Source organism: Janthinobacterium breve (genome assembly GCF_051380895.1).
In the GTDB taxonomy this organism is placed as follows: Bacteria; Pseudomonadota; Gammaproteobacteria; order Burkholderiales; family Burkholderiaceae_D; genus Janthinobacterium.
Map to the genome: position 1 here is coordinate 136,051 of NZ_JBNYXY010000006.1, position 15,655 is coordinate 151,705.

Below are 15,655 nucleotides of genomic sequence, written 5' to 3' on the forward strand. Positions count from 1 at the left end.
TTCAAGAATTACTTGCCGGCGCGCGTGCGCGCCACGACCGCTTCCAGATTCGTCCAGGCCGGCTGGTGGCTGCGGCTGCGGCGCAAATAGGCAGCCAGCTGGGCCACGTCGTTGTCCGTCAGCGAGGCGGCAAAGCCGGGCATCAGCACGCCGGGCATGGCCGCGTCCTTGCTCAAGCCATGCAATATCACCTGGATCAGGTTGGCGGGATCGGGTGCGCTGACGGCGCTGTTCAGGCTCAGTTCCGGACGCAGGGCCACGGGCCGGCCATCGCTGTTCGAGTGGCACGACGCGCAGGCGGCCACGTACAGGCTGGCGCCACGGTCGTTGTCGACCAGGCTGACGCGCTGCGAGCGTTGGATGCCGGCTTTCACCACGGTATCAGTATCGACCTGGCGTTGCTCGACTCCGGCCACGCCGGCAAAATACACGGATAGAGCGCGGATATCGCTATCGGGTGATGCGCCCATGCCCTCGTGCACGACAGCCGACATGGGCCCGGCCGCCACGCCGTGCAGGGCCGTCGCCCCCGTACGCAGGAAGGCATACAGTTCATCCTGCGTCCACGGCAACGGTGCCGTGTTGGCGCTGGTCAAGGCTGGCGCATACCAGTGGTCGATGGACGCGCCCAGATACGCTGAACCGGCAAGCTCGGCGCCCAGCGCATTGCGCGGCGTGTGGCAGGCGGCGCAATGGCCCAGGCCTTCGGCCAGGTAGCGGCCCCGGTTCCAGTCCAGCCCTTGCGCGGCATCAAGTTGATAGCTGGCTGGCTTGAAAAATAACAGCTTCCAACCCGCCTGCAAGGGGCGCAGGTTCAAAGGGAATGGCACGCTATTGGCGGGCGCGGCCGCATACACGGGCGGGCGCGTCATGAAATACGCGTACAGGGCCGTCAGGTCGGCGTCCGAGACGAGCGTGAAGTGGGTGTACGGAAAGACGGGATACAGGTGGGCGCCATCGCGGCCCACGCCTTCGCGCATGGCCCGCTGGAAGGCGGCCAGCGACCAGCGGCCGATGCCCGTTTGCCTGTCGGGCGTGATATTCGTCGCGTAGATCGTGCCGAACGGCGTGGCCAGGCCGTGGCCGCCCGCGTAATCGGCACCGCCACTGGCCGTATGGCAGGCGGCGCAATTGCCCATGCCGGCCAGGATGCGGCCCTTCTCCACCACTTGCGGGGAAAACGCCGTGGCGGCAGGCGGATCGATGGGCGCCAGCGCGGGGCGCCAGTAATACAAGTAGGCGGCCAGCGCCGCGATGATGAGCAGCGCCAGCAAGAACAGCAGGCTGGTGAAAATTTTCTTGAGCAAAACAGGAGTCCGGTAAAAGGCTGAGCACGCGCCTGCCGCGCACGGACGGCAGCAACAGGGCAAATGTTGACAATGATAGGGACAATCTTACCGCGATTGTGACTTGCTGTATGTACGCAATGACACGCAGGCAACGCCATCCATGGCCTGCGCCTTATAATCAGCGTTTCAGCACGCCGCCGCTCCTTCATGCATACCGTTACCATCATCCTCATCCTCGTCTTGAGCGTCGTCCTGTGCGGCTTCATCGCCCGCTCGCGCTGGGTCAAGCTGCCGCTGCCCCTGATCCAGATCGCCGGCGGCACGGGATTGGCCCTGTTTGGCGTGCAAGTGCCGCTCGATCCCGATATTTTCTTCCTGCTCTTCATTCCGCCGCTGCTGTTTCTCGACGGCTGGCGCATACCCAAGGGCGCCTTCTTTTCCGATGCGCGCTCGATCCTGATGCTGGCCATCGGCCTGGTGCTGTTTACCGTACTGGGCATGGGTTTCTTCATCGACTGGCTGATTCCCAGTGTGCCGCTGGCCGTGGCCTTCGCGCTGGGCGCCATCCTCTCGCCCACCGACCCCGTGGCCGTGTCGGCTATCGCGGCCGGCAACCCCATCCCGCCGCGCCTGATGCACATACTCGAAGGCGAATCGCTGCTGAACGACGCCTCGGGCCTGGTCTGCTTCACGTTTGCCGTGGGCGCCATGATGACGGGCGGCTTTTCCATCGGCGCCGCCTCGCTGAGTTTCCTGCAGGAAGCGGGCGGCGGCATCGTCATCGGCCTGGCCATCTCGTGGGGCGTGGGCCTGGCGAATAAGTGGCTGGTGAGCAAGGTTGGCGAAGAACCGGGCCTGCAAATCCTCATCAGCATCCTGATTCCGTTTGCCGCCTACCTGGGCGCCGAACAAATCCACGGCTCGGGCATCCTGGCCGCCGCCACGGCGGGCGTATCCATGCATTACGCCGACCTGATCGGCCGTCCGCTGGCCGCCACGCGCACCCAGCGCAAGGCCGTGTGGGATACCGTGCAACTGGTCTTGAATGGCGTGATCTTCGTCATGCTGGGCGCGCAGTTGCCCACCACCGTGGCCGGCTTGCCCGCCGCTTCCATGGAAGTGGGCGCCGGCAGCGCCTGGAAACTGCCCCTGTTCGTCATCGCCATCACGGTGGGGCTGACCTTCATGCGCTTCATCTGGGTCTTCATTTCCATGAAACTGACCCTGTTCAAGCACCACAAGAAAATGGCGGGCGAATCGAAGGATGCGGCGCTGCTGGCGCGCCCCAGCCTGCGCCTGCTGCTGGTGGCGTCGTTTGCGGGCGTGCGCGGCGCGCTGACCCTGGCCGGCATCCTGACCCTTCCCTTGTTCTTACCTGACGGAAATCGTTTCCCCGCGCGCGACCTCGTCATCTTCCTGGCCATGGGCGTGATCCTGCTGTCGCTGCTGCTGGCCAGCGTCACCCTGCCCCTGCTGACCAAGGGCCTGGTGTTCGCGCCGCCCGCGCGCCGCTCGACGGAAGAGCGCAATGCCCGCGCCGCTGCCGCCGAAGCGGCCATCGCGCGGCTGGAAAAAGTCTGCGAAGGCATCGACAAGAATGACAAGCAGCAAGTCGTCACCGAGGCGGCCAACCGCCTGATCGAAACCTACCGGCGCCGTCTCGCGTACGGCGAAAGCAGCAACGACGAGGCGATGCGGCTGCAGGAACTGGCCAAGGCCGAACGGGCGCTGCGCCTGGAAGCGCTGAATGCCGAGCGCGATGAACTATTCCACCGCCGCATCTCGGGCGAACTCGACGACACCATCCATTTGCGCCTGCTGCGCGAAATCGACTTGCTGGAAGCGACACTGGAAGAATAGAGACAGTCCAGCCACACTTCAGCCATGTTGACGTGCAATTCTCATGGTAGAGAATGCAAGTTTTCGAATTGGTGTTTATAATGCAAGGTTATATCGCACAATTGATTTACTTTCAGCATGCAGTTCCGTAGAGTCTGTGCTGATGCGTAGCAATTTGAGTAGCCACCCGACCTGAATAAAGACACCCGACGCCGTGCCCTCCTCCCTACGCCACCGGCAGCGCACAGCGCTGCCTGCCCTGCTCGCCGTCGCGCTGCTGGCCTCGCTGTTCGCCTGCGGCGCGCTGGCACCGTGCGCGGCGTGGGCGCAGACGGGCGCGGCGGCCGACGCCAGGCGGCCGGCCGAAGTGGCCCAGGTCTTGTTTGGCATCATCAGTTATGTGCGCTGGCCCGTGGCGCGCCCGGAAGTGCGCGTCTGCATGCTAGGCGCGCCCCGCTTTGGCGCAGCCATCGTCGACACGCCCGCCTCCAGCCTGGGCCAGCGCATTCGCGTGAAAATCCCGGCGGCGGCAGCCGCAGCCGGCGAATGCGACGTCATTTACCTGGGCAGCCTGCCCGATGGCGAACGCGAGCATCTGCTGGCGCAGATCATCGGCAAGCCCATTTTATCGGTCGCCGAACCCGGCACGTCCTGCACCGTGGGCACCATGTTCTGCCTGCGCCTCTCCGAGGCGCAGATCGGTTTTGACGTCAACCTCGACGCCATCGCCCGCAGCGGCCTGCGCGTGCATCCGAACGCCTTGCAAATTGCACGTCGCAAGGCACCTTCGCCATGAGCGCCAGCATGCCTCCCCGGCTGACGCGCAAGCCCCGCCCCACGCTCGACAGCGTGCTGCGGCGCGCCCACCTGAGCGTGTCGCTGATCGCCGTGCTGGCGGCCGGCCTGACCCTGACAGCCGTGGCGCTGCTGGCCCTGCGCGTGTATTCGGACCAGAACCTGCGCCTGGTGGCCCGCTCGATGAGCTACACGGTGGAAGGGGCCGTCGTCTTTGGCGACTCCATGGCCGCCAAAGAAGCGCTGGCCTTGATCGGCGTCAATGAAGATATTGACCAGGCGCAGGTGAGCGACACGGCCGGCAAGGTCCTGGCCCGCTGGGAACGGGGTCAGCACGGCACCCGCTACTACATCGAACGCGCGCTGACTGGCTGGATGCTGCCCGATTCGCTGACCTTCCCCATCATGCGCAATGACCAGGCCATCGGCAGCATCAAGCTGGTGCCGCACAGCCGCAGCCTGCTGCCCTTCCTGCTGAGCGGCCTCTCCTGCCTGCTGGCTTGCCTCGTGCTGAGCCTGGCCGTCGCCGTGCGCCTGTCGCGCCGCATGGAAACAGAAATCACCTCGCCCCTGCGCCACCTGGCGGAAACGGCCCACCGTGTGCGGCGCGACCGCTCGTTCGAATTGCGCGTGCCGCCCGCCAACATCGCCGAACTGAACCAGCTCAATGACGACTTCAACGCCCTGCTTGACGAACTGGAAGCGTGGCAAAGCCATCTGCAAAAGGAACACGCCTCGCTGTCGCACCGCGCCAACCACGACAGCCTGACGGGCTTGTCGAACCGCGCCTTCATGGAAGCGGAGCTGGAACGCGCCATCCTCGAAGCGCGCATTGGCAATGGCAAGGTGGCCGTGCTATTCCTCGACAGCGACCGCTTCAAGTATATCAACGACACCTTCGGCCATGCCTCGGGCGACCGCGTGCTGGTGACGATCGCCGCGCGCATCAAGCAGCAATTGCGCGAAGGCGACCTGGTGGCCCGCCTGGGCGGCGACGAATTTGCCATCCTGCTCAAACCGCTGCGCAACAGCAGCGATGCCATGCACATCGCCGACAACATCATCGCCGCCATGGCGCAAGCCATTGAACTGCCTACCGGCAACAGCATCGTCAGCTCGCTGACCATCGGCGTGGCCGTCTTCCCCGATCACGCCGTCGACGCCGCCTCGCTGGTCGGTGCGGCCGACGAAGCCATGTACCGCGCCAAGCAGGCGCAGCGCGGCACGCGCCAGGTAGCGCGCCTGCCGCAACCCCACACTCACCCCTGAACCAAGGAGCAACACCATGCAATTCATCTACAAGCAACTACGCCTCGGCTTCCTCGGACTGTTCCTGCTGGGCCTGCTGGCCGCCTGCCAGAGCACGCCAGAGACTAAGCCCATCTTCAACGCCGAGCAGGTCGCTACCTTGAAGGAACAGGGCTTCAACCAGACCGACGAAGGCTGGGAACTGAGCTTTACCGACAAGCTGCTGTTCGAATTCGATGCCGCCAAGCTGACGCCGCCGAGCCGCAACGCCATCCAGAAAATCAGCGCCGCCCTGCTGAAAGTGGGCATCACCCACATGCGTGTGGAAGGCCATACGGATAACGAAGGCACGGAAGCGTACAACAACAAGCTGTCGTTAGCGCGCGGCAACGTGGTGGCCGACGCCATGAGCGCATCGGGCATTCCACGCGACAACATCAGCGTCAAGGGCCTGGGCATGAGCAAACCGGTGGCATCGAACGCCAGCAAGACGGGCAAGGCGGAAAACCGCCGCGTCACCGTCATCGTTTCGGCGCCATGAACGTGGGCGTGCCCGCCGTGCGCTGGGTCGTGATGGGCGTGTCCGGCTGCGGCAAGAGCGCCGTCGGCAGCCTGCTGGCCAACGCGCTGGGCGTGCCCTACGTGGAAGGCGACGATGTGCACTCCCCCGTAAACGTCGCCAAGATGGCCGCCGGCATCGCGCTTGACGATACCGACCGGGCCGGCTGGCTGGCCGCCCTGCGCCAGCAGATCGCCATGGCCCGCGCGCAGGGCAGCGGCCTGGTGGTGTCCTGTTCTGCCCTGAAACGCGCTTACCGCGACCTGCTGCGCGAAGGCGACCCAGCCCTGCGCTTTGCCCACCTGGACGGCCCGCGCGACGTGCTGGAGCGCCGCATGCAGCGCCCCGGCCATTTCATGCCGCCCAGCCTGCTCGACAGCCAGCTGGCCACCCTGCAGCCCTTGCTGCCGGACGAGGCCGGCATCGTGCTCGATATCCGCCAGCCGCTGGGCGTGCTGGTCGAACAGATCCTGCAGGCGCCCTGACAGGCAGTGCGCGGCTGGACAGCCTGCGGCCCGCTGTGTAGACTGGCGCGCACTTTCATGAGGGATTGTTATGACCACACCAACCACCAAACCAGCACCGGGCCCGGAATTCTGGGAACGCGCCGACCAGGTCATCGCCCTGGCCAATGAACAATGCATGCACAGCGGCGGCAATGAAGTGGCCACCTCGCTGCTGTACGCGGCCGCCCGCTTCAACGCATTCCTCGTCGCCAGCAAGAGCAACGACGTGGCCAAGATGCAGGAAGAGAAGGAAGGCGCCGTGGCCTTCTTCACGGAACAGTACAAGCGCATGCTGACCGACAACTTCAACGACTACATCACCAACTTCGACAAGTACACGCAACCGTCATCGGCCCCCAAGGGTTGATGTCAACTGCCGGCCTGGACAGCCACCGCGCCCGCGCCACGCACGCCGACAGCGTCCTTGACGGCGCGGTACGCCATGCACCAATGCAATCGCTGTGGCTGACAGCCATGCTGGCCGGCGCCATTGCCGGCGCCCTGTTCTTCTTCAGCTGGACCGGTCTGCTGCTGTTTGTCATCAGCACGGCCATCGTCCTGCTGTTCGGCCACTCGCTGGGCAGCCATCGCAAACTGATCCACGACAGCTACCGCTGCCCCCGCTGGCTGGTATACCTGCTGGTGTACCTGGGCGTGCTGGTGGGACTCAGCGGCCCGCTGGGCCTGCTGCGCCAGCACGAGCTGCGCGACTACGCCCAGCGCCTGCCCGACTGCCACCCCTACCTGCGCCACGGCGCCGGTTTCTGGCGCGACGCCTGGTGGCAACTTCACTGCCGTTTGCAACTGGTCCATCCGCCGCACATCGCCATCGAGCCGCGCATCGCGCACGACCGCTTTTATCGTTTCCTGGAATCAACATGGATGTTGCAGCAACTGCCGTGGGCCCTGCTGTTCTTCGCCTGGGGCGGCTGGGGCTTTGTCTGCTGGGGTGTCTGCGCGCGTGTCAGCGCCGGCGTGCTCGGTCACTGGCTGATCGGTTACTTCGCCCACAACCATGGGCAAATGCATTTTCATGTCGACGGCGCCGCTGTGCAAGGGAGAAATATCCGCCTGGTCTCGCTGCTGACCATGGGCGAATGCTGGCACAACAACCATCACGCCTATCCCGGCTCGGCCAGGCTGGGCCTGCTACCGGGCGAATGGGACCCTGGCTGGTGGGTCCTGCTGCTGTGGCAGCGTATGGGCCTGGTGTCCGGCCTGCGCCTGCCGCAAGACCTGGCGCCGCGGCCGGAACTGCGCCGCCTGGACTGCGCTGGCGCTCAGGCGTCGTCGCCACCGGCCAGATAATTGTTCTTCACGCGCACATAATGCTCGGCCGAATAGCGCAGGTAGGCGATCTCGGCTTCCGTTAGTGCGCGCACCTTGGCGGCGGGCCTGCCCACATACAGATGCCCGCTTTCCAGCACCTTGCCGGGCGACACCAGGCTACCCGCGCCCAGCATCACGTGCTTTTCCACCACCACGTCATCCATGACGATGCTGCCCATGCCGATCAGGCATTCGTCGCCGATGGTGCAGCCATGCAAGATCACGGAATGGCCGATGGTCACGTACTTGCCAATGGTCAAGGGCGAACCGTCGGGCTTGGCTGCATTCTTGTGCGACACATGGCCCATGGAAAAGTCCTGGATATTGCTGCCCTCGCCGATGACGATGCGGTTGACGTCGCCGCGCAGCACGCTGTTGCACCAGATCGAGCAGTCGTCACCGATCTGCACATCGCCAATCACTTGCGCCGTGTCATGCAGGTAGACGCGCTCGCCCACGACGGGACGGGTATTCAGGTAGGAACTGACAGGCATCGCTTTCTCGCTTTTCATTAAAAGTAAACATTCACACCCAGCCGGCGGCCAGCGCAAAAATCGCCAGGCCATGGGCCAGGGACGCGCCCAGCAAGCCGGCACGGCAATATACCAGTCCCGCCACCACGCCTTCGATCACGGTGAATACAAGGATGGGTGCGCCCACCTGCGTGACGGTGGTGGCCAGGAAAGCGTGGCACAGGCCAAACAGCAAGCCCGACACCAGCGCCGCGCGCCAGGCCGGCAGCCAGGCGCGCAATTGCTGCTGCAGCAAGCCGCGGAACAGCAATTCTTCATAACAATTGGCCGCCAGCGCAAAGCCCAGCAGCAAGGGCAGCATGGACGGCAGGACGGGCGCCAGGGATGGCAGGCCAAACAGGGCTTTCAAGCCCGTCGCCAGCGCGATGATCAGGGTCGCGCCCGCCACACCCAGCAGCAGGGACAGGGCTGGCCGCATGCCGAACCAGCGGATCTGGCGGCGCGCCTCGCTTTCCAGCCAGCACGTACTTGCCGCCAGCCCCAGCGACATGGCCCCCAGCGCCAGCAAGACCAGCGGCGGCGCAGTGAAGCGCAAGCCACCTGCCGCTACCTGCCAATAGCCGTGCGCCGTCATCGCATCGCGCGCCAGCACAAAAAACAGGATGTGCACGAGCACGCGCAGCAGCGGCACAGTACGTGGCGCAGTACGTGGCAACACCAGCAGCAAGGCGGCGCAGACGAGGAAGGCGGGCGTGATCGCCAGCAGATACTGCGCCAGGGAGGTGATCTCGGGCATCGTTCATATCGGTCGGTAGTGCCAACGGGCACGGGCGCAGCAATTGTATGCGGCGGCTGGCAAAATGGGCAATCTATCTGGCGATGCCGCTGTCAAGCCGCCTTGCGCCAGCCATGCATCAGCACGTGCGCTGCCAGCCCTGCCGCCAGCCCCCACAGGGCGCCGCCCACGCCCAGCAGGATGACATTCGCGGCCGTCGCCAGGAAGGTGATCAACGCCGTTTCGCGCATGCGCACGTCCGCCATCGCCTGCGCCAGGCTGTTGCCGATGGCGCCCAGCAGGGCCAGGCCCGCCAGCGCCGTGATGAAGCTGCGCGGCAAGACCATGAACAGGCTGGCCAGGGTGACGCCGAAGACGCCCACCAGAATGTACAGCACGCCGCACGCCAGCCCCGCGACATAGCGCTTAGCCGGGTCCGCGTGCGCATCCTTGCCCGTGCAGATGGCGGCCGTGATGGCGGCCACGTTGAAGGCGTGCGCGCCAAATGGCGCCATGAGCAGCGAACCGAGCCCCGTCACCGTGATGATGGGATTGGCGCTGACGGGGTAGCCGTCATTGCGCAGCACCAGCATGCCGGGCATGTACTGGCCAGTCAGGGTGATCAGAAACAAGGGCAGCGCCACGCCCAAGAGCGACGCCACGGCAAAGCGCGGCATCTCGAACACGGGCGCCGCCAGGGCCAGTTCGATGCCGTGCGCATCGATGCGTCCCTGCGCCAGCAGCAGGGCCAGGCCGATCAGCATGATGCCCACCACGGCAAAGCGCGCCGTAAAACGGCGCAGCACGGCGTACGACAGCAGCAGCACCGCTACCAGCAGCGGGTCGGCGCTGGCGCCGCCGAAGGCATTCACGCCAAACTGCAGCAAGATGCCGGCCAACAAACCGGCGGCAATGCCGCCAGGAATCCAGCGCACCAGGCGCTCGAAGGCGCCGGACATGCCCAGCAAAATGAAGGCGATGGCGGACACCATGTAGGCGCCGATCACCTCCGCGTACGGCGTGTGCGGCATGACGGTGGCCAGGAAGGCCACGCCGGGCGTGGACCAGGCCGTGATGATGGGCGCGCGGTAGCGGTAGCTGAGCCAGATGCCCGTGACGCCCACGCCGATGCTCAGCGACCAGACCCAGGACGCCGTCTGCGCCGCGCTGAGCTGGGCCAGCTGGGCTGCCTGGAACACCAGCACGAAGGTGCCGCCGTAGTTGACGAGGACAGAAATGCAGGCGGCCATCGTGGGGGAGGCAAGATCGCGCCAGCGCAGCCGGTCAGCCATGGCGGTGGTTGTTGTGGTTGCTGTTGTCATATATATGCCCCTGCCATTGAAAGGGAGCATCTTAATGGCCGCATGGCCTGCCATAGCAGGCCAATTCATCGATAAACAGCAGACCACTTTGGCAAGTTTATCCCAGCGCGCGCGCCAGGCGGACGATGCCGCTCTCGATCTCGTGCGGGCTCAAGGCTGCAAAGCCCAGCAGCCAGCCACCGCGCGCCGGCGGCATCGCATACAGCCGGCTCAGGCCCGGCAGCACGATGCCCGCCTGCGCCGCCATGCGTATCGTGTCCAGCTCATCCCTGCCCTCGTGCAGCAGACAGGGCATCTGCAAGCCGCCCGGCGGCAGCTGCGCCGTGACCACATGCGGCAAGTACTGGCGTACAGCCTGCGCCATCGCATCGCGGCGCACGGCGTAGACCTTGCGCATGGCGCGCACCTGGGCCGCAAAATGGCCATCGGCGATGAAACGGGCCAGTGTCAGCTGATCCAGTTGCGGCGTATGCCCGTCGAGGATGCTGCGCGCATACGTCATCGGTTTCACCAGCGCGGGCGGCAGCACCATGTAGCCGATGCGCAAGCCCGGATACAGCGACTTGGCGAAGGTGCCCATATAAATCGTGCGCTGCTGCGTATCGAGCCCCTGCACGCAAGCCGTCGGCAAGCCGGCGTAATGAAACTGGCTGTCGTAATCGTCTTCGATGCTCCAGCCCTGGCGCTCGGCGGCCCAGGCGGTCAACGCGAAGCGGCGCTCGAGCGCCAGCGTGGCGCCCGTCGGGTATTGATGCGACGGCGTGACATAAATCGTGTTGGCCCCGCTGCGGTCCGCCCGCAAGTGTTCGATGGACAAGCCATGCGCGTCGACCGGCACGGGAACGACCTGCAATTGCGCCATCTCGAACGCCTTGCGGGCGCCAAAATAGCCGGGATCTTCCATCAATATCGGGCCATGCGCATCGGCCAGCACCTGCGCGCACAGGTACAGGGCCTGGCGCGTGCTGCTCAAGACCAGCACCTGATCCGCCGTGGCCCGCGCGCCCCGCTCCAGGTTCACATAATCGGCGATGGCTTGCCGCAGGGGCGCGGCGCCTTGCGGATCGCCGTGCAGCAGCGCGCTGGCATGGTGTTCGCTGGCCGCCTGGCGCCGCAAGCGTTCCCACACGTCGAGGGGGAAGGCGCGCGTTTCCGGCAAGCCCGTGGCAAACGCCTTCACGCTCTGCTGGTCGGCCACGCCGCCGCTGGCGAGAATCTGCGCACCGCGCGCGCTGAGGGCCACCTGATGCGCGGACGCAGGCTGCAATGCCGACGACGGCTTGCCCAGCAAGCTTGCTCCTATCTTCTGCGACACGAAACTGCCCGATCCCGCCTGCCGCTGGATATACCCGTCCAGGCGCAGCTGCGCATACGCCATTTCCACCGTGTCGCGCGACACGCCCAGCGACTGCGCCAGCGCGCGCGTGGCCGGCAGGCGCAGGCCGGGCGCCAGCACGCCATCGAGTATCAACTGGCGCAGCGCGCGCTGCACGCGCACGCGCAAGTCGAGCGCCGCCAGTTCGGGAGCGGCAATGCGGATTTTCAGGGTGTCGAGTTCGAACTGCGGCGTCATGGTGCTTTCGGCGCGGCGCGGGCGGCATCCACGGCAGCCATGCTGCTGGCGTGCGAAAAGCCGTGCTGCTGCAGCACCGCCACCAACTGCTCGCCGGCGCAACCGAGACGCAGGTTTTCCGCCACCCAGTCCTGCCAGGCGGCGCCGATCTCCGGCATCGGCTCGGGCGCCAACGTGAGACCGAGTATGCATGCGGCCAGCAAGCCGTTGATGCGCTGCGTGTCGATCAGGTGCTGCACCACCGCGTGACCGGAATGGGGAAACGGGTGCAGGGTGCAGCGGCCGAAGGCGGCCAAGCGCTGCGCGTGCATGGCGTCGAGGTTCACCGATTCGCTGGCGCTGGCGCCAGGGTTGGCCACGTCCGGCCGCGTGCCGAACACCAGGTGCATCTGCGTATGCTCCGTCGCCCTGGCGCGGCACAGGGCCGCCAGGTCGTAATAGCCCGAGACTGGCGGGTCTTGCGCCAGCGACTCCATCACGGGCAGCCAGCGCAGCTCGTGGTACAGACGCGCCTGCTGCACGTCGAGGAAGGACATGGGGCCGAAAGCGACAATCTGCTGCGCATCGAGCAGCAAGCCAAACATGACGGCCGCATACGCGCCCATGGACTGGCCGATGGTAGTGACCTGGCTTGGCGCAATGCGGTTCACCAGCTCTCGCAGGGCCTGCGCCGTTTCGTCCACATGGCTGCCCAGGCCCGCAATCTGGCGGTGATACCAGGCATTGCCCGAATCGCGCACCAGGATTTTATTCAGAGGCCGGCCGCTGGCCTGCTCAAGTTTGCGCAGGCGCCCGTAAAAATCGAAGGCGGGGCGCGTGGTCCACGAGACGAAGCCAAAGGCGATGACCAGCGGCGCACCGGGCACGATGCGGTCGACCAGCACGTCGTCGGCACTAGTGGCGACCAGTCGATTATCCAGCGCTTGTGCATGCAGCATCGGCCCGGCTCCCCGATAAAGTTAAAACAGCAGAAAGCATGAGTGTAATGCCAAGGCTGGCAAAATGAAAACAATCGCCGCTGCCGTACGCGGGCAGGCACGGAAAAACTGCTAGTCTGGCGCCTATTCACCCATGAACAGGAGCCTCCCATGCTGCATCGCCTGACGCATCACCTTACATACCTGTCCCTCGCCGCCGCCATCGCCATGGCCGGCGGCTGCGCCACCACGTCCGACAGCGCCAAGCCGGACTCCGGCTTGACGCCCAGCTACAGCCTGACGAATACCTACTGGAAGCTGACGGAACTCGATGGCGCCCCCGTGACGATGGTGCCGGAGCAGGAGCGCGAAGTGCGCATCACCCTCACCGACGATGGCAAGGTCCAAGGTTTTACGGGCTGCAACCGCGTGATGGGCGGCTATACGTTGACCGGCACGGCCCTGCGCTTCACGCAGCTGGCCGGCACGCGCATGGCTTGCCCGCCTCCCCTGATGCAGCTGGAAAGCGCCGTGCTGGCCAGCTTGAACAGCGTGACGGGCTACCGTTTTGAAGGCGAGTACCTGATCCTGCTCAAGGATGGCATGCCCGTGGCCCGCTTTGAATCGGTCTACCTGTGAAATAAAAATCGACTGCCGTTACAATGGCTTCCAGCCCATCATCCGGAAGGAAGCCATGTCCGCACTGCCCTCGCCGTCTTCATCCCCGACACCATCGGCCGCCGGCCGCTACCGCGCTTTTCTGTTTGACATGGACGGCACCGTCATCAATTCCATCGCCGCCGCCGAACGCATCTGGGGTACGTGGGCGCAGCGCCAGGGCCTCGATGTAGCTGCCTTCCTGCCCACCATCCACGGCGCGCGCTCGGTCGACACCATTGCCAAACTGCGCTTGCCCGGCGTCGACGCGCAGCGCGAGTCGCAGGGCATCACGGATGCCGAAATCATCGATGTAGATGGGATTATTGAAATTGCGGGCGCGCTGCGCTTCCTGCAGTCGCTGCCGCCCGCGCAATGGGCCATCGTCACGTCGGCCCCGCGGGCGCTGGCAACGGCACGCCTGAAGGCGGCCGGCATGCCCATTCCCGCCATCATGGTGACGGCGGAAGACGTCAAGGCAGGAAAACCCAGGCCCGATTGCTACCTGCTGGCGGCGGAAAAACTGGGCGTGGCACCCTTTGATTGCCTGGTGTTCGAAGATGCCTCGGTCGGCATCGAGGCGGGCGAAGCGGCGGGCGCAAAGATCATCGTCGTCACCGCCACGCATGCGCACCCGCTGGTCACGCGTCACCCGGCCATCGACAGCTACGAGAGCATCGTGGCAACCGTCGATGCGGATGGTTTCATCGTGCTGGCGCAGTTATCTGACCCTGCGGCTGCAGCACGCGCGACAAGATAGCCTGCTCCAGTGCGGCGAAGGCCGCATGGCCGCGCTGGCGGGGGCGCGGCAAATCCACCTTCACGTCCAGGGTAATGCGTCCATCCTCGATCAGCAGCACCCGGTCGGCCAGGGCCACCGCCTCGGCCACATCGTGCGTCACCAGCACGGCCGTAAAACCGCGCGCCAGCCACAGCGACTCGATCAGCTGCTGCATCTCGATACGCGTCAGCGCGTCGAGCGCCCCCAAGGGCTCGTCAAGCAGCAGCAATTGCGGTTCGTGCACGAGGGCGCGCGCCAGCGCCACGCGCTGCTTCTGCCCGCCCGACAAGGCCGCCGGCCAGTCGTCGGCGCGTTCGGCCAGGCCCACCGTCCACAGCGAGGCGGCCGCCGCGCCGACGGAGCGAGGCAAGCCCAGGGCCACGTTGTCGAGCACCGTCTTCCACGGCAGCAAACGCGATTCCTGGAACATGATGCGGATATCAGGCGCGCCCACGCCGCTGCCGACGGCGATCTTGCCTTCATCGATGCTTTCCAGGCCCGCGATGGAGCGCAGCAAGGTGCTCTTGCCACAGCCGCTGCGCCCAACGATGGCGACGAATTCGCCAGCTTCCAGCTGCAGGTCGACGTTATTCAGGACAGGGCGTTCGCCATACGCCTTGCTCAATTGCGTCAGGGCCAGAGGCACGCCGCGGCGCACCAGCGGAGCAGTCGGCGTGCCCCTGGCTTGCGGCGGCGCGCTGGCGGGGTCGTATTGCACGAAGTGCGACAAAAAATCCGTTTCAATCTGGATGGGGGCGAGCAGCATGGTTTTTTCTTTCCTCATTTCGTCACTATCGGTAGGCGGGATTCCAGCGCAGGCAGTGGCGTTCCAGCCCCCGCGAAAACAAATCGGCCAGCTTGCCCAGCAAGGCGTACAACAAGATCCCCACCAGCACCACGTCCGTTTGCAGGAATTCGCGGGCATTCATGGTCATGTAGCCGATGCCGGCCTGCGCCGAGATGGTTTCGGCGACGATCAGCAGCACCCACACGAGTCCCAGCGAGAAGCGCACGCCCACCAGGATGGAGGGCATGGCGGCCGGCAGGATCACGTCGCGGTATAGGGGCCAGCCGGACAGGCCGTAGCTTTTCGCCATTTCGATCAAGCCCTGGTCGGCCGAGCGGATGCCATGGAAGGTGTTCAGGTAGACGGGAAAGAAGACGCCGACGGCCAGCAGAAAGAGCTTGGCCGTCTCGTCGATGCCAAACCACAGGATCACCAGCGGGATCAGGGCCAGCGCCGGGATGTTACGCACCATTTGCAGCGTCGTGTCGAGCAGGGTTTCCGCGTGACGGAAGCTGCCCGTCAATAGGCCCAGCAGCAAGCCCAGTCCCGCGCCGATGACGAAACCGACCGTGGCGCGCCACAAGCTCGTTTTCAGGTGCAGCCACAGTTCGCCCGACACGGCCAGGTGCCAGAAAGCCTTCGCCACGGCCCACGGCTCAGGCAGGATGCGGCTCGACAGCCAGCCCCACTGCGCGGCCAACTGCCAGGCCAGCAGCAGCGCCACGGGCAGGGCCCACGGCGCCAGCGCCTGACGCAACGAAGGCCAAGGCGCGGAGCTTGCCCGTTTAATGGAGCCGGCCGCCAT

At 65.4% G+C, this 15,655-nt stretch carries 17 protein-coding genes; 9 read left to right on the forward strand and 8 right to left on the reverse strand.

The genetic code is table 11. From position 1 onward, the window contains the following. Window positions 1–8 precede the first annotated feature (8 nt). On the reverse strand, window positions 9–1,307 hold the full coding sequence (locus ACQ4W0_RS13085) for a cytochrome c (RefSeq protein WP_436577106.1): 1,299 nt from the start codon (window positions 1,305–1,307) through the stop codon (window positions 9–11). Window positions 1,308–1,496: 189 nt separating this feature from the next. Here ACQ4W0_RS13085 and ACQ4W0_RS13090 point away from each other — a divergent pair, with 189 nt between their 5' ends. The 7 genes from ACQ4W0_RS13090 to ACQ4W0_RS13120 all read left to right on the forward strand — a co-directional run bounded on the left by ACQ4W0_RS13090 (window position 1,497) and on the right by ACQ4W0_RS13120 (window position 7,544). After that, window positions 1,497–3,149, forward strand: a complete 1,653-nt coding sequence (locus ACQ4W0_RS13090) for a Na+/H+ antiporter (RefSeq protein ID WP_436577107.1) — start codon at window positions 1,497–1,499, stop codon at window positions 3,147–3,149. A 193-nt stretch (window positions 3,150–3,342) separates the two neighbouring features. Further along, window positions 3,343–3,924 (forward strand): regulatory sequestration protein YfiR, encoded by a 582-nt coding sequence (yfiR, locus tag ACQ4W0_RS13095; RefSeq protein WP_436577108.1) that lies wholly within the window; start codon window positions 3,343–3,345, stop codon window positions 3,922–3,924. Next, window positions 3,921–5,192, forward strand: a complete 1,272-nt coding sequence (gene dgcN, locus ACQ4W0_RS13100; protein WP_436577109.1) for a diguanylate cyclase DgcN/YfiN — start codon at window positions 3,921–3,923, stop codon at window positions 5,190–5,192. The genes yfiR and dgcN overlap by 4 nt, the downstream gene beginning before the upstream one ends. Before the next feature lie 16 nt (window positions 5,193–5,208). Further along, window positions 5,209–5,712, forward strand: coding sequence for an outer membrane lipoprotein YfiB (gene yfiB / locus ACQ4W0_RS13105; RefSeq protein ID WP_436577110.1), 504 nt, complete (start codon window positions 5,209–5,211; stop codon window positions 5,710–5,712). Further along, window positions 5,709–6,215 (forward strand): gluconokinase, encoded by a 507-nt coding sequence (locus tag ACQ4W0_RS13110; RefSeq protein WP_436577111.1) that lies wholly within the window; start codon window positions 5,709–5,711, stop codon window positions 6,213–6,215. The genes yfiB and ACQ4W0_RS13110 overlap by 4 nt, the downstream gene beginning before the upstream one ends. Window positions 6,216–6,285: 70 nt before the next feature. Beyond that, on the forward strand, window positions 6,286–6,603 hold the full coding sequence (locus ACQ4W0_RS13115; RefSeq protein ID WP_133992390.1) for a DUF3144 domain-containing protein: 318 nt from the start codon (window positions 6,286–6,288) through the stop codon (window positions 6,601–6,603). Further along, window positions 6,603–7,544, forward strand: coding sequence for an acyl-CoA desaturase (locus ACQ4W0_RS13120; RefSeq protein ID WP_436577112.1), 942 nt, complete (start codon window positions 6,603–6,605; stop codon window positions 7,542–7,544). Before ACQ4W0_RS13115 ends, ACQ4W0_RS13120 begins: the two co-directional genes overlap by 1 nt. Here ACQ4W0_RS13120 and ACQ4W0_RS13125 read toward each other — a convergent pair. The 5 genes from ACQ4W0_RS13125 to ACQ4W0_RS13145 all read right to left on the reverse strand — a co-directional run bounded on the left by ACQ4W0_RS13125 (window position 7,517) and on the right by ACQ4W0_RS13145 (window position 12,646). Then, the gene (locus ACQ4W0_RS13125) at window positions 7,517–8,059 is read right to left on the reverse strand and encodes a gamma carbonic anhydrase family protein (protein ID WP_436577113.1); all 543 of its coding nucleotides are present in this window, start codon (window positions 8,057–8,059) and stop codon (window positions 7,517–7,519) included. The genes ACQ4W0_RS13120 and ACQ4W0_RS13125 overlap by 28 nt on opposite strands. A gap of 31 nt (window positions 8,060–8,090) precedes the next feature. Further along, window positions 8,091–8,834, reverse strand: a complete 744-nt coding sequence (locus ACQ4W0_RS13130; RefSeq protein ID WP_436577114.1) for a CPBP family intramembrane glutamic endopeptidase — start codon at window positions 8,832–8,834, stop codon at window positions 8,091–8,093. A gap of 92 nt (window positions 8,835–8,926) precedes the next feature. Continuing rightward, window positions 8,927–10,105, reverse strand: a complete 1,179-nt coding sequence (locus ACQ4W0_RS13135; RefSeq protein WP_436577351.1) for a benzoate/H(+) symporter BenE family transporter — start codon at window positions 10,103–10,105, stop codon at window positions 8,927–8,929. Between the two features lie 127 nt (window positions 10,106–10,232). After that, window positions 10,233–11,708, reverse strand: coding sequence for a MocR-like pyridoxine biosynthesis transcription factor PdxR (pdxR, locus tag ACQ4W0_RS13140; RefSeq protein WP_436577115.1), 1,476 nt, complete (start codon window positions 11,706–11,708; stop codon window positions 10,233–10,235). After that, window positions 11,705–12,646 carry a hypothetical protein gene (locus ACQ4W0_RS13145; protein WP_436577116.1) on the reverse strand — a complete coding sequence of 314 codons (942 nt, stop codon included), beginning with the start codon at window positions 12,644–12,646 and terminating at the stop codon, window positions 11,705–11,707. The genes pdxR and ACQ4W0_RS13145 overlap by 4 nt, the downstream gene beginning before the upstream one ends. Window positions 12,647–12,796: 150 nt before the next feature. On the opposite strand from ACQ4W0_RS13145, the gene ACQ4W0_RS13150 reads away from it, so the two are divergent. Together ACQ4W0_RS13150 and ACQ4W0_RS13155 are read left to right on the forward strand one after the other, a co-directional pair. After that, complete coding sequence (locus ACQ4W0_RS13150; RefSeq protein ID WP_436577117.1) at window positions 12,797–13,264, forward strand: META domain-containing protein; 468 nt, start codon at window positions 12,797–12,799, stop codon at window positions 13,262–13,264. 55 nt (window positions 13,265–13,319) lie between these two features. Next, window positions 13,320–14,042 carry an HAD-IA family hydrolase gene (locus tag ACQ4W0_RS13155; protein WP_436577118.1) on the forward strand — a complete coding sequence of 241 codons (723 nt, stop codon included), beginning with the start codon at window positions 13,320–13,322 and terminating at the stop codon, window positions 14,040–14,042. On the opposite strand, the gene ACQ4W0_RS13160 is transcribed toward ACQ4W0_RS13155, so the two are convergent. Together ACQ4W0_RS13160 and ssuC are read right to left on the reverse strand one after the other, a co-directional pair. Then, window positions 13,987–14,829, reverse strand: a complete 843-nt coding sequence (locus ACQ4W0_RS13160; RefSeq protein WP_436577119.1) for an ATP-binding cassette domain-containing protein — start codon at window positions 14,827–14,829, stop codon at window positions 13,987–13,989. The two genes, ACQ4W0_RS13155 and ACQ4W0_RS13160, sit on opposite strands and share 56 nt — an antisense overlap. Before the next feature lie 25 nt (window positions 14,830–14,854). Further along, a complete protein-coding gene (ssuC, locus tag ACQ4W0_RS13165) occupies window positions 14,855–15,655 on the reverse strand; it encodes an aliphatic sulfonate ABC transporter permease SsuC (protein ID WP_436577120.1) in 801 nt (266 codons plus the stop codon).

Excerpts from the sequence above, each read along its gene's own strand:
- ACQ4W0_RS13160 (WP_436577119.1), bottom strand. The coding sequence starts at position 14,829 with ATGCTGCTCGCCCCCATCCAGATTGAAACGGATTTTTTGTCGCACTTC.
- ACQ4W0_RS13120 (WP_436577112.1), top strand. The coding sequence starts at position 6,603 with ATGTCAACTGCCGGCCTGGACAGCCACCGCGCCCGCGCCACGCACGCC.
- ACQ4W0_RS13130 (WP_436577114.1), bottom strand. The coding sequence starts at position 8,834 with ATGCCCGAGATCACCTCCCTGGCGCAGTATCTGCTGGCGATCACGCCC.
- ACQ4W0_RS13115 (WP_133992390.1), top strand. The coding sequence starts at position 6,286 with ATGACCACACCAACCACCAAACCAGCACCGGGCCCGGAATTCTGGGAA.
- dgcN (WP_436577109.1), top strand. The coding sequence starts at position 3,921 with ATGAGCGCCAGCATGCCTCCCCGGCTGACGCGCAAGCCCCGCCCCACG.
- ACQ4W0_RS13125 (WP_436577113.1), bottom strand. The coding sequence starts at position 8,059 with ATGCCTGTCAGTTCCTACCTGAATACCCGTCCCGTCGTGGGCGAGCGC.
- ACQ4W0_RS13145 (WP_436577116.1), bottom strand. The coding sequence starts at position 12,646 with ATGCTGCATGCACAAGCGCTGGATAATCGACTGGTCGCCACTAGTGCC.
- ACQ4W0_RS13110 (WP_436577111.1), top strand. The coding sequence starts at position 5,709 with ATGAACGTGGGCGTGCCCGCCGTGCGCTGGGTCGTGATGGGCGTGTCC.
- ACQ4W0_RS13150 (WP_436577117.1), top strand. The coding sequence starts at position 12,797 with ATGCTGCATCGCCTGACGCATCACCTTACATACCTGTCCCTCGCCGCC.
- ACQ4W0_RS13090 (WP_436577107.1), top strand. The coding sequence starts at position 1,497 with ATGCATACCGTTACCATCATCCTCATCCTCGTCTTGAGCGTCGTCCTG.
- ACQ4W0_RS13135 (WP_436577351.1), bottom strand. The coding sequence starts at position 10,105 with ATGGCTGACCGGCTGCGCTGGCGCGATCTTGCCTCCCCCACGATGGCC.
- pdxR (WP_436577115.1), bottom strand. The coding sequence starts at position 11,708 with ATGACGCCGCAGTTCGAACTCGACACCCTGAAAATCCGCATTGCCGCT.
- yfiB (WP_436577110.1), top strand. The coding sequence starts at position 5,209 with ATGCAATTCATCTACAAGCAACTACGCCTCGGCTTCCTCGGACTGTTC.
- ssuC (WP_436577120.1), bottom strand. The coding sequence starts at position 15,655 with ATGGCGGCCGGCTCCATTAAACGGGCAAGCTCCGCGCCTTGGCCTTCG.
- ACQ4W0_RS13155 (WP_436577118.1), top strand. The coding sequence starts at position 13,320 with ATGTCCGCACTGCCCTCGCCGTCTTCATCCCCGACACCATCGGCCGCC.